Annotated in this window: 10 protein-coding genes; 4 read left to right on the forward strand and 6 right to left on the reverse strand. The window is 59.2% G+C overall.

Annotation, left to right across the window (positions count from 1 at the left end; translation table 11 throughout):
* Positions 1-10: 10 nt before the first annotated feature.
* Entirely contained in the window at positions 11-2,956 is a 2,946-nt protein-coding gene (locus tag F6R97_RS07510) for an HD domain-containing phosphohydrolase (protein WP_315866329.1), read from the forward strand.
* On the opposite strand, the gene F6R97_RS07515 is transcribed toward F6R97_RS07510, so the two are convergent.
* Together F6R97_RS07515 and F6R97_RS07520 are read right to left on the reverse strand one after the other, a co-directional pair.
* The gene (locus tag F6R97_RS07515) at positions 2,957-3,439 is read right to left on the reverse strand and encodes a GAF domain-containing protein (protein WP_007940023.1); all 483 of its coding nucleotides are present in this window, start codon (positions 3,437-3,439) and stop codon (positions 2,957-2,959) included.
* A complete protein-coding gene (locus tag F6R97_RS07520; RefSeq protein WP_038982226.1) occupies positions 3,436-4,326 on the reverse strand; it encodes an ATP-binding protein in 891 nt (296 codons plus the stop codon). Before F6R97_RS07520 ends, F6R97_RS07515 begins: the two co-directional genes overlap by 4 nt.
* 153 nt (positions 4,327-4,479) lie before the next feature.
* Here F6R97_RS07520 and F6R97_RS07525 point away from each other — a divergent pair, with 153 nt between their 5' ends.
* Positions 4,480-6,801, forward strand: a complete 2,322-nt coding sequence (locus F6R97_RS07525; RefSeq protein WP_315866330.1) for a response regulator — start codon at positions 4,480-4,482, stop codon at positions 6,799-6,801.
* Here the strand turns inward: F6R97_RS07525 and F6R97_RS07530 are convergent.
* The 3 genes from F6R97_RS07530 to msrB all read right to left on the reverse strand — a co-directional run bounded on the left by F6R97_RS07530 (position 6,785) and on the right by msrB (position 8,342).
* Positions 6,785-7,246 carry a MarR family winged helix-turn-helix transcriptional regulator gene (locus tag F6R97_RS07530; protein WP_050681934.1) on the reverse strand — a complete coding sequence of 154 codons (462 nt, stop codon included), beginning with the start codon at positions 7,244-7,246 and terminating at the stop codon, positions 6,785-6,787. The two genes, F6R97_RS07525 and F6R97_RS07530, sit on opposite strands and share 17 nt — an antisense overlap.
* Entirely contained in the window at positions 7,243-7,728 is a 486-nt protein-coding gene (locus F6R97_RS07535) for a glutathione peroxidase (RefSeq protein ID WP_315866331.1), read from the reverse strand. Before F6R97_RS07535 ends, F6R97_RS07530 begins: the two co-directional genes overlap by 4 nt.
* Before the next feature lie 218 nt (positions 7,729-7,946).
* Positions 7,947-8,342, reverse strand: coding sequence for a peptide-methionine (R)-S-oxide reductase MsrB (gene msrB / locus F6R97_RS07540; RefSeq protein ID WP_315866332.1), 396 nt, complete (start codon positions 8,340-8,342; stop codon positions 7,947-7,949).
* 225 nt (positions 8,343-8,567) lie between these two features.
* Here msrB and F6R97_RS07545 point away from each other — a divergent pair, with 225 nt between their 5' ends.
* Positions 8,568-9,779 (forward strand): pyridoxal phosphate-dependent aminotransferase, encoded by a 1,212-nt coding sequence (locus F6R97_RS07545; RefSeq protein ID WP_038982221.1) that lies wholly within the window; start codon positions 8,568-8,570, stop codon positions 9,777-9,779.
* 317 nt (positions 9,780-10,096) lie between these two features.
* Positions 10,097-10,984 carry a protease HtpX gene (gene htpX, locus F6R97_RS07550; protein WP_007895034.1) on the forward strand — a complete coding sequence of 296 codons (888 nt, stop codon included), beginning with the start codon at positions 10,097-10,099 and terminating at the stop codon, positions 10,982-10,984.
* A gap of 194 nt (positions 10,985-11,178) precedes the next feature.
* Here the strand turns inward: htpX and F6R97_RS07555 are convergent, their stop codons facing one another.
* A complete protein-coding gene (locus F6R97_RS07555; RefSeq protein ID WP_038982220.1) occupies positions 11,179-11,835 on the reverse strand; it encodes a thiopurine S-methyltransferase in 657 nt (218 codons plus the stop codon).
* Between the last annotated feature and the right edge of the window lie 16 nt (positions 11,836-11,851).

Below are 11,851 nucleotides of genomic sequence, written 5' to 3' on the forward strand. Positions count from 1 at the left end.
GAAAGCTGCAATGCCCAGCCCACTGCACCCGGATCAACGCCGGTTTCCTCTGCACATCCACATCAGCGTGATGTTCACCTTCCTGTTGTTATTGACCGGGGTGGTACTGGGCATTTTCAACTATCGGCAAACCACCCAGATCATTCTTTCCAGCAGCGAAAAACTCTTCAACCGCATCGAGCAGGATGTCCGTCTGGACCTGCATCGCACCTATCAGCCGATTCGTCATCTGCTGAGCCTGCTGGCGGACAATCCGGCGACCGAGGCGCCCGATCTTGAGCAACGCCTGGCGTTGCTCAAGCCTTTCAGCCAATCGCTCAAGGACAACCCCGATCTGGCCTCGCTGTACCTGGGCTACGACAATGGCGACTTCTTCATGGTTCGCCCGCTGCGCACCGGCGCCCTGAAAACGCTGGTCAAGGCACCTGACATGGCGGCGTATCAGGTATGGAGCATCGAGCACCCAGGTAGCGGTCAGATCCGCTCCCAATCAATGTTTTTCGATCAGAACCTGGCCCTCATCAGCCGTCAGGACAACCCCGATGAAACCTACGATCCCCGTACCCGCGCCTGGTTCTCCAGCGCTCGTAGCGAGCGTGATCAGATCACCACCGAACCCTACCTTTTTTTCTCCACCCACAACGTCGGCACCACACTGGCCCGGCGCAGTGGCGAGCAGGCGGTGATGGGGGCCGACCTCACGCTGGCTGAACTGTCGGCGACCCTGGCCGAACATGTGGTGACCCCCAGTACCGAAATTGTGCTGTTCGATGCCCAAGGGAATGCCATCGCCTACCCCGACAGCAGCAAACTGATCGTCGACGACCAAACCGCGCGATTGACCAAAGCCGCAGACCTGAGCCCCACACTCGCGGCGCTGCTCACCAGCCCCGCCGAGGTCAATCGATTGAACGCCGCAGGTCGCCAATGGATCGTGGCGCGCAGCAGCATCCAGGAGGGTGGCCCGCAGGGACTGCAATTGGCGCTACTGGTGCCGGAGGATGAATTGCTCGTCGATGCCTACCGCATGCGCTGGCAAGGCGCGTTGATTACCCTGGCGACGCTGCTGTTGTGCCTGCCGATGGGTTGGCTGACCTCGAGAATCCTGGTCAAACCCTTGCGCGCCCTGGTGCAGGAAGCCGATGCGATTCGCAGTTTCGATTTCAATTTTCCGCCCTCCCGTCGCTCGCCGGTGCTTGAAGTCGACCAACTGAGTGTGTCGATGGCGCGCATGAAAGACACCCTGGCGAGTTTTTTCCAGATCACCGACAGCCTGAGCGCCGAGACCCGTTTCGCCCCGCTACTGCAACGGGTGTTGTTTGAAACCGTAAAGATCGGCCAGGCCCAGGCCGGTCTGCTCTACCTGCGGGAAAGTGATGACGATCGCGTGGAGCCTCATGCGCTGGTCATCAACGGCAGTTCACAGGCATTGCCGTCATTCGCCATTCAAGGACACGCGCCTCAGGATCCGCAGAGCCCTCAATGGATGCAGCAATTGTCGAACGCCAACAATGTCGTCACCAGCCTGGGTTTCGAAGAGGCAGGGGACTTGCAGAAGGTTTTGCTCGCACTGGAGTGCCCAAGGGTTCATCTGATCGGTATCCGGCTGCACAATCGTCATAACGAAACCGTCGGCCTGCTGATCCTGCTGCTGACCGACAGCGGCACGCAGGACGACCTGGAAAAACTTCGCCCGGACCGCATCGCGTTTCTCCAAGCGGTTTCCGGTGCCGCCGCCGTGAGTATCGAAAGTCAGCGCCTGCAAGCCAAACAGAAACAGTTGCTGGAGTCTTTTATTCAGCTGCTGGCTGGCGCGATCGATGCCAAGAGTCCCTATACCGGCGGGCACTGTCAGCGGGTGCCGGAACTGACCCTGATGCTGGCGCAGGCGGCCGCGGCCAGTCAGGATCCGGCCTTCAGCAGCTATCGGCCCACCGAAGATGAGTGGGAAGCCCTGCACATCGCTGCCTGGCTGCATGATTGCGGCAAGGTCACCACGCCTGAATACGTGGTCGACAAAGCCACGAAGCTTGAGACCCTGAACGACCGCATCCACGAAATCCGCACCCGTTTCGAAGTGCTCAAGCGTGATGCCTGGATCAACTATTGGCAGGCCATCACGCGGGGAGGTGACGAGCAGCATCTGGCTCAATTGCGCAATGCGAACCTGGCGGCGCTGGATGATGATTTCGCGTTCATCGCCCGCTGCAACCTTGGCAGCGAGGCCATGGCCGAGGCCGATCTGCAACGCCTGAACACCATCGCCCAACGCACCTGGACCCGAACCCTGGATGATCGACTGGGGGTTTCGTGGGAAGAGAACCGTCGTCAGGCCCGGACCCCGGCGCCGACCCTGCCGGTCAGCGAGCCGCTGCTGGCGGATAAACCCGAACACTTGCTCGAACGCGCCGACAGCGAACTGATCCCGGCCGACAATCCGTGGGGGTTCAAGCTCGACGTGCCGCGCTACAAATACAACCGGGGCGAGCTCTACAACCTGAGCATCACCCGAGGCACCCTGACCCGTGAGGAGCGTTACATCATCAATCACCACATGGTGCAGACGATCCTGATGCTCAGGCACCTGCCTTTCCCCGGCCACCTCAATAACATCGCGGAGATCGCCGGCGGCCACCACGAAAAAATGGACGGCACCGGTTATCCCAAACGATTGAAGCGCGAAGACATGAGCCTGCCGGCGCGGATGATGGCGATTGCCGATATTTTCGAAGCGCTGACCGCGGCCGATCGCCCCTACAAGAAAGCCAAGTCCTTGAGTGAAGCACTGGGCATCATGGCCACCATGTGCCGTGACGCCCACATTGACGCTGAATTGTTCGGGCTGTTCATCAACGACGAAGTCTACTTGCAGTACGCCAAGCGTTTTCTCGACCCACGGCAGATTGATGCGGTCGACCCGTCAAGCCTGCTGATCAAGGCCGGCTTGATGGCCTGATCAGCAGTCGGTCAGACGCAGGAAAATCGCCGCCAGTTGCTCGATACCGGCCTGATCGTCAGCAGTAAAACGCGCGAGTTTCGGGCTGTCGAGGTCCAGCACACCGATCAGTCGACCGTCCTTGACCAGCGGCACCACCAGCTCGCTGTTCGAGGCACTGTCGCACGCAATGTGCCCGGGGAACGCATGGACATCTTCGACCCGCTGGGTCTGCAGGGTGGCCGCCGCCGCCCCGCACACGCCGCGACCGAATGGAATCCGTACACAGGCGATCTGCCCCTGAAACGGGCCAAGCACCAGTTCTTCGTTGCGATTAAGGTAGAAACCGGCCCAGTTCAGGTCATCGAGCTGGTTGAACAGAAACGCCGAAAATTGTGCGGCATTGGCGATAAAATCACGCTCGTCCGCCAGCAGCGATTCCAGCTGCGCCCACAGCATGCCGTAGCCCTCCAGGCCCTGGCCGCTCTTTTGTAAATCGATCATGCCTTATGCTCCAACAGCTTCAGCCCGACCCAATAGCGGGCGAATTGATACGCGCAACGTCCGTTGCGATTGCCTCGGCCCGTGGCCCAGCGCACGGCGAGGATGTCCAGCGCTTCGTCGCGCTGCCACTGCAGGCCGGCCTTGTCGGCCAATTGGCCGATCCAGTGTTCGACGACGTTGAGGAAATGCTCCTGAGTAAACGGATAGAACGACAGCCACAGACCAAAACGGTCCGACAGCGCGATCTTGTCTTCCACTGCCTCACTGGGATGGAGTTCGCCATCGACCCTTTTCCAGTTCTCGTTATCGCTTTCCTTTTCCGGCACCAGATGGCGACGGTTGGAGGTGGCGTACAGCAGAACGTTGTCTGGCGCCTGTTCGAGCGAACCATCGAGCACGCTCTTGAGCACGCGGTAATCGCCCTCGCCCGATTCGAACGACAGGTCATCGCAAAACAGCACAAAGCGCTGAGGCAACTTGGCGATCTGCTCGACCACGCGCGGCAAGTCCGCCAGGTGATCGCGTTCGATCTCGATCAGCCGCAGGCCGCTCTTGGCATGTTCCGACAGCAAGGCGCGCACCAGCGACGATTTACCGGTGCCACGCGAGCCCCAGAGCAAAGCGTGGTTGGCCGGCATGCCGTCGAGAAACTGTCGGGTGTTGCGGCCCAGTTGCTCCAGTTGCCGATCAACGCCGATCAAGTCGGACAAACGCGTGTCCAGGCTGACTTGCAGCGGCAACAGAAAACCGCTGCGCCCCTCGCGCTGCCAGCGTGCGGCCAGACAGTGCGTCCAGTCGATGGTTTGCCGAGGCGCGGGCAGCAGCGGCTCGATACGGGCCAGAACGGCATCGGCGCGTTCAAGAAAAGCATTCAATCGGGAATCCACGTCTTCTCCTCGGGCACGTTCACGGTAATGATGGCGGTACATCGACGAAACACAGCATCTACACCCCTACAGGTGTTTTGCGAGAACATCGGTATCCATTGATGATCGACTATGCTTGAGCAGCGAAGGGAAACGGAAGTGGTTCAACATCCCATGGATATCAAGTTCAGCCACCGGCTGTCGTACAAACAAGCCAGGCTTACGGTACTGGCCGGTTTCATTCTGGGCACGCTGCTCAGCTTGCTGCAAATAGGCATCGATTATGCCAGCGAAGACGCCTCCATCAACCGTGAAATACTGTCCTTGCTGGAAATCAGCCATAACCCCGCGTCCCGCATCGCCTACAACATCGATGCCGAACTCGCCCAAGAGCTGAGCCTGGGCCTGCTGCGCTCTCCGGCAATCATCGGCGCGCAATTGATCGACAACAACGATACCGTGCTGGCCAGCGTCAAACGTCCGGGCCTGGAAAACAATGACCGGATGATCAGCGACTTCCTGTTCGGCGCCAACCGGCAGTTCGAAGACCGCCTTTATCTCGACCACTTGCCGGACGAATCCCTCGGGATCTTGCGCCTGGAAGTCGATACCTACACCTTCGGCAGTCGTTTCCTGCGCCGGGCCGAAGTGACCCTGCTCAACGGCTTCGCGCGCAGCCTGATTCTTACGGGCATTCTGCTGGCGCTGTTTTACGTGATGCTGACCAAACCGTTGGTGCGGGTTATCCGCGAACTCAGTGGCCGTGACCCCCGCAGCGCGGAACCGACGTTGCTGGAGTGTCCGACGGGGCATGAAAACGATGAAATCGGGGTCTTGGTCGAGGTCGCCAATCAGCAGTTCGAAAACATTGCCACCGAAATCCAGCAACGACGCAACGCCGAAAACCGCCTGACCGACTACCTCTCGCAACTGGAAAACATCGTCTCGGCCCGCACCGCGGAACTCAAGGCGATCAATACCCGCCTCAGCCAATCCAACGAGGAATTGGAAGTCGCCCGCAGCACTGCCCTGGACATGGCCGAAGCGCGCTCGGTGTTCCTGGCCAACATGAGTCATGAAATCCGCACGCCTCTCAACGGTCTGCTGGGGATGATCGCGCTCTCGCTGGACGGCCCGCTCAATGCCGAGCAGCAGCAACAGCTGTCCATCGCCCATGACTCGGGCAAAGTGCTGGTGGAACTGCTCAACGATATTCTCGACCTGTCGAAGTTCGACGCCGGCCAGCTCGAACTCGAACACATTCCATTCGACCTTGGTTCGCTGATCGAAGACACCGCCAACCTGCTGTCCCAGAACGCCGCGCCGAGTGTCGAGCTGGCATGCCTGATCGACCCGCAATTTCCCGCGCTGGTGCTCGGTGATCCGACCCGGGTTCGGCAGATCGTCAGTAACTTGTTGTCCAACGCCCTCAAGTTCACCCGTTTCGGGCGGGTCGATGTGCGCCTTTCAACGTTCGAAGACGGTGTGCGAATCGAGGTCTGCGACACTGGCATCGGCATCGCCCAGGACGCGCAGGTCAAGATCTTCCAGCCGTTCACCCAGGCCGGCGCTGGCATTACCCGGCAATTCGGCGGGACCGGGTTGGGTCTGGCGCTGACTTATAGCCTCTGCGAAGTGATGCAAGGGCGTCTGACGATCAGCTCGGAAGCGGGCTTTGGCAGTCAGTTCTGCGCCGACCTGCCCCTGCCCTGCCATACCCGGGCCATTTCTCCGACCGCACTGCGGGGCAACATCGTCGCGATTACCGCTGCCAGCAGCGGTCTGGCGGAATTGTTGAGCAGTCTGTTGCCCGGCTGGGGGCTCGACTATCAGCAGCGTTCCATCGATGATCGATTGATCGGTCTGGAGCCAGATGTACTGATCACCGACTGTCCCGAATGCCTGTTTGGCCTGCGGCCTACCTTCGCTGCGCCGATTCTGTTGGTAACCGCTTACGGCAGTTTCCTGCCGAGCGAGCAAGTCAACGCCCTCGCGCCCTTGCAGCAACAGGCACGGCCTCTGGCGCGCAATGCGCTTTACCAGGCATTGCGGCGGATCTTGCAGCCGGAACTCACCACGATCAACGGTGCCCGGATCGAAGCCATCTCACCCCTGCGACGCGGACGCATCCTGCTGGTGGAGGACAACCCGGTCAATCAGTTGGTGGCCAAGGGAATGCTCGGAAAACTCGGTTGCGAGGTGAGCGTCGCGGCCCACGGCGGCGAAGCGCTGGATCAGCTTGAGCTGAGCGAATTCGATCTGGTGCTGATGGATTGCAACATGCCGGTGATGGATGGCTATGAAGCCAGTCGGCAGATTCGTCGCAGCGGGCGCTGGCCACAGTTGCCCATCGTCGCCCTGACCGCCAACGCCATGTCCGAAGAACGCGAACGCTGCCGTGCGGCGGGCATGAGTGACTACCTGGCCAAACCTTTCCGCCGGGAAGAACTGGCCGCCCTGCTCGACTTGTGGATACCCACTACGACAGCGCTTTGATTTGCCCCAGCAGGTGATCGAGGCCATCGCGTAGATCATTCAGGCGATCAAGATCAACGCCGCTGTCGCACAACAGCCGGGCCTTGAGCGGCCCGACCTGATCGCGCAAAGCCTTGCCGGCAGGCGACAGGCTCAAGTGCACCTCACGCTCATCGCGCGCCGAACGCTTACGCTGCACCAGCTGCAGTTGCTCAAGCCGCTTGAGCAGCGGCGTCAGGGTCCCGGAATCCAGCGCCAGGCGCTCACCCAAGGCCTTGACCGTCGGCAGCTGCGGCGCCGCCTCCTGCCATTCCCACAGCACCAGCATCGCCAGGTATTGCGGGTAAGTCAGGCCCAACTGATCGAGCATCGGCTTGTAGGCACGGATCACCGCCCGAGATGCGGCGTACAGCTTGAAGCAGAGCTGACTGTCGAGCTTCAGCGAATCAACTGACAACGTGTTCATTTGAGCAGGGCTTCGATCTCGCGGCTCAGGTCCTGCGGTTTGGTCGCCGGAGCAAAGCGCTTGACCAGCCTGGCGTCTTGGCTGATCAGGAATTTGGTGAAGTTCCACTTGATGCCCTGAGAACCCAACACGCCCGGTGCGCGCTTTTTCAGCTGAACGAACAGTGGATGGGCGTCGGCACCATTCACTTCGATCTTCTTGAACAGCGGGAAACTCACCCCGTAATTCAGCTCGCAGAATTCGGAAATCGCCCCTTCGTTGCCCGGCTCTTGCTTGCCGAACTGATTGCAGGGAAAGCCGAGCACCACCAGACCTTGATCCTTGTAGGTCTGCCACAGCTCTTCAAGGCCTTTGTACTGCGGGGTGAACCCGCATTTGCTGGCGGTGTTGACCACCAGCACCGCTTTGCCGGCGAAATCGGCCAAGGTCTTTTGCTCGCCCTTGATGGTGGTGCAAGGGATGCTCAACAGGTTGTCGCTCATGGCACGAACTCCGAATGGAAGAACAAAGACCAAACATAGCGAGCAATTGAATTGTGTGCAATTTAATAAATCGATCACCAACCGACAGGCGAACATCGTAGGAGCTGCCGAAGGCTGCGATCTTTTGATCTTGTTTGAGATCGTAGAAGATCAGGATCAAAAGATCGCAGCCTTCGGCAGCTCCTACGTACGCAAGTTACATACGCGATATCAGCAGATTATTCGCGGGGAACGAGGTCCAGGCACACCGAGTTGATGCAATAACGCAGGCCCGTGGGCGGCGGACCGTCCGGGAACACATGCCCAAGGTGTGCATCGCATGTGGCACAGACCACTTCCGTGCGGACCATGCCGTGGCTGACATCACGGATCTCGACCATGGCGCTGTCGCCGATCGGTGCGTAGAAACTTGGCCAGCCGCAGCCGGAATCGAATTTGGTCTTTGAGTCGAACAGTGGTGCGTTGCAGCAGATGCAGTGGTAAACACCGTCGACCTTGCTGTCGTTGTACTTACCGGAGAACGGCCGCTCGGTGCCTTTGAGGCGGCAAACGTTGTACTGCTCCGGATCGAGCATTTCACGCCATTCTTCGAGGGTTTTTTCCAACTTTTCCATGATCACACCTCAGCAGCTGAAAAAGCCCGATCTGTACCTTTTCCACGGATCGGGCGGCACGTATGATTGCGCCTCGTCAAACGCCAGTCTGGCAGCCAGACCACGCGCATTCAAACGGATTATGAGTGCCGCCACTCGAGGCGTCAGGCCTGTGTGAATACGCAGGATTCCCAGTACGGTCGTTCATACGCCGCCTGGATCGTTCATTTTCGGGAACACATCGCCATGCAGGTCAGCAAATCGAACAAGCTCGCCAACGTCTGCTACGACATTCGCGGCCCAGTGCTCAAGCACGCCAAACGCCTGGAAGAGGAAGGCCATCGCATCCTCAAGCTGAACATCGGCAACCCGGCGCCCTTTGGTTTCGAAGCGCCGGATGAAATCCTTCAGGACGTGATCCGCAACCTGCCGACCGCCCAAGGCTACAGCGACTCCAAGGGCCTGTTCAGCGCCCGCAAGGCCGTGATGCAGTACTACCAGCAAAAGCAGGTGGAAGGCGTCGGCATCGAAGACATCTACCTGGGCAACGGCGTTTCCGAGTTGATCGTGATGTCGATGCAGGCCCTGCTCAACAACGGCGACGAAGTACTGGTGCCCGCTCCCGACTATCCGCTATGGACAGCTGCAGTGAGCCTGTCGGGCGGCAATCCGGTGCATTACCTGTGCGACGAGCAGGCCAACTGGTGGCCGGACCTGGCCGACATCAAGGCCAAGATCACCCCGAACACCAAAGCGCTGGTGATCATCAACCCGAATAACCCGACCGGCGCGGTGTATTCGAAGGAAGTGCTGCTGGGCATGCTGGAACTGGCCCGTCAGCACAATCTGGTGGTGTTCTCCGACGAGATCTACGACAAGATCCTGTATGACGACGCCGTGCACATCTGCACCGCCTCACTGGCGCCGGACTTGCTGTGCCTGACCTTCAACGGCCTGTCCAAGTCCTATCGCGTGGCCGGCTTCCGTTCCGGCTGGATCGCCATTTCCGGTCCGAAACACCACGCCCAGAGCTACATCGAAGGCATCGACATGCTGGCCAACATGCGCCTGTGTGCCAACGTGCCGAGCCAGCACGCCATCCAGACCGCGTTGGGTGGCTATCAGAGCATCAACGATCTGGTGCTGCCACAAGGGCGTCTGCTGGAACAGCGCAATCGTACCTGGGAACTGCTGAACGACATTCCGGGCGTGAGCTGCGTCAAGCCGATGGGCGCGCTGTATGCGTTCCCGCGGATCGATCCGAAAGTCTGCCCGATCCACAACGACGAGAAATTCGTGCTCGACCTGCTGCTCTCGGAGAAGCTGCTGGTGGTACAAGGCACGGCCTTCAACTGGCCATGGCCGGACCACTTCCGTGTGGTCACCCTGCCACGACTCGACGACCTGGATCAGGCGATTGGCCGGATCGGCAACTTCCTCAAATCCTATCGCCAATAAGTGGCCTGTCACCGTGCGACGCTGGTTAATGTCGCACGGTGATTAATTCAGCAACATATCTTTGCACCCTGCCCTGCATCGTTGTTTCAAGCGCTGACTGACGACACGTTTCATGCCCGCGCCTAACAACGGCGGGGGCCTGCGAGGCTAATTGGCTGACAACCGTTTCCCATGCCGACGTCGGAAACGCCCTTCAAGCCGCTAGACTGTTGCTGTAGGACACAGTTTGAAATAGTCACTCGGTTGAATAGCCCGGTGCAGCACCTTATATACCCCGCAGTACGCTACATATTTAGCACGAGGAGATTTCTACAACCATGATGCGCATTTTGCTGTTTTTGGCCACTAACCTGGCGGTCGTGCTGATTGCCAGCATCACCCTGAGCCTTTTCGGCTTCAACGGGTTCATGGCGGCCAACGGGGTTGATCTCAACCTCAATCAGCTGCTGATTTTCTGTGCGGTCTTTGGTTTCGCCGGTTCCCTGTTCTCGCTGTTCATCTCCAAGTGGATGGCGAAAATGAGTACCAGCACCCAGATCATCAGCCAGCCGCGCACCCGGCACGAGCAATGGCTGCTGCAAACTGTCGAGCAATTGTCCCGCGAAGCCGGGATCAAGATGCCCGAAGTCGGGATTTTCCCGGCCTATGAAGCCAACGCCTTTGCCACCGGCTGGAACAAGAACGACGCACTGGTCGCGGTCAGCCAGGGCTTGCTCGAGCGTTTCTCGCCGGATGAAGTGAAAGCTGTTCTGGCCCACGAAATCGGCCACGTGGCCAATGGCGACATGGTTACCCTGGCGTTGATCCAGGGCGTGGTGAACACCTTCGTGATGTTCTTCGCCCGGATCATCGGCAACTTTGTCGACAAGGTGATCTTCAAGAACGAAGAAGGCCAGGGCATTGCCTACTACGTGGCGACCATCTTCGCCGAACTGGTCCTGGGTATTCTGGCCAGCGCCATCGTCATGTGGTTCTCGCGCAAACGTGAGTTCCGTGCGGACGAAGCCGGTGCACGCCTGGCCGGTACCAGTGCAATGATCGGTGCCCTGCAGCGTCTGCGTGCAGAACAAGGGCTGCCGGTGCACATGCCGGACACGCTGAATGCCTTCGGCATCAACGGTGGTCTCAAACAAGGGTTCGCCCGCATGTTCATGAGCCACCCACCGCTGGAAGAGCGTATTGACGCATTGCGTCGTCGGGGCTGACAGGCTCTGCACTAAAAGAAAAGGCCCGCAATGCGGGCCTTTTTTTGTCTGTTTGATCAGTGCGGTGCTCTTCAGGCCCTCTTCGCGGGCAAGCCTCGCTCCTACAGGTTTTGTGTCGTTCACATAATCGGCGAATTACACAAAACCTGTGGGAGCGGGCTTGCCCGCGAAGATGCCAGCAAACTCAACACACCTTAATGACTGGAAACCCGATAAACCCGCTCTTCAAGCCGCGTCACACCAGCCTCAAGAAACTTCCAGCTCTCGCCCAGGACGTCCTGGTCTTCCAGAATTTTCAGCGCCCACACATCACCGAACAACCGCTGCACTTCATCATCCAGCACCGCAAACGGCGGCCCGGCCATTTGCGCCTGGTCGTAATCCAGCGTAATCAAAAGCCCTAAAGAATCCTTCGGTAGAATCCGAATCAGATGGGCCGCGTATTGCTCACGCATCGCCGGCGGCAGGGCAATCAACGCCGCGCGGTCGTACAGCCCGCTGCAATCGGCGACATCGCCTGCCGTCAGCTCAAAGAAATCGCCACACCACAACTCGATTGAACCGGCACGGTAGACCTTGAACGGCCCCTGTTCACTGACGTCCGGGTCAAATTGATGCTCACTGAAAAAATCCTCCACGGCCTTTTCCGACAGCTCAATCCCCAAGACCTCATGACCTTGGTGCGCCAGCCACAACAGATCCAGACTTTTCCCACACAACGGCACCAGCACGCGAGCGCCCTCTTCCAGGCCCAACGCTGGCCAAAACCGTTGCAGATGAGGATTCACTTCCGGCAGATGAAAGCCGATCTGATTCGACGCCCATCGTTTGTGCCAAAACTCCGGCTGCATAATTAACCCCGAAAAA

This window comes from Pseudomonas sp. JV414 (genome assembly GCF_032424305.1).
GTDB classification, from domain to species: domain Bacteria; phylum Pseudomonadota; class Gammaproteobacteria; order Pseudomonadales; family Pseudomonadaceae; genus Aquipseudomonas; species Aquipseudomonas lini.

Bases quoted from the DNA above. Each gene is read 5' to 3' on its own strand.
- F6R97_RS07510 (WP_315866329.1), top strand. From the start codon at position 11: ATGCCCAGCCCACTGCACCCGGATCAACGCCGGTTTCCTCTGCACATC.
- F6R97_RS07555 (WP_038982220.1), bottom strand. From the start codon at position 11,835: ATGCAGCCGGAGTTTTGGCACAAACGATGGGCGTCGAATCAGATCGGC.
- F6R97_RS07515 (WP_007940023.1), bottom strand. From the start codon at position 3,439: ATGATCGATTTACAAAAGAGCGGCCAGGGCCTGGAGGGCTACGGCATG.
- F6R97_RS07545 (WP_038982221.1), top strand. From the start codon at position 8,568: ATGCAGGTCAGCAAATCGAACAAGCTCGCCAACGTCTGCTACGACATT.
- msrB (WP_315866332.1), bottom strand. From the start codon at position 8,342: ATGGAAAAGTTGGAAAAAACCCTCGAAGAATGGCGTGAAATGCTCGAT.
- F6R97_RS07530 (WP_050681934.1), bottom strand. From the start codon at position 7,246: ATGAACACGTTGTCAGTTGATTCGCTGAAGCTCGACAGTCAGCTCTGC.
- htpX (WP_007895034.1), top strand. From the start codon at position 10,097: ATGATGCGCATTTTGCTGTTTTTGGCCACTAACCTGGCGGTCGTGCTG.
- F6R97_RS07525 (WP_315866330.1), top strand. From the start codon at position 4,480: ATGGATATCAAGTTCAGCCACCGGCTGTCGTACAAACAAGCCAGGCTT.
- F6R97_RS07535 (WP_315866331.1), bottom strand. From the start codon at position 7,728: ATGAGCGACAACCTGTTGAGCATCCCTTGCACCACCATCAAGGGCGAG.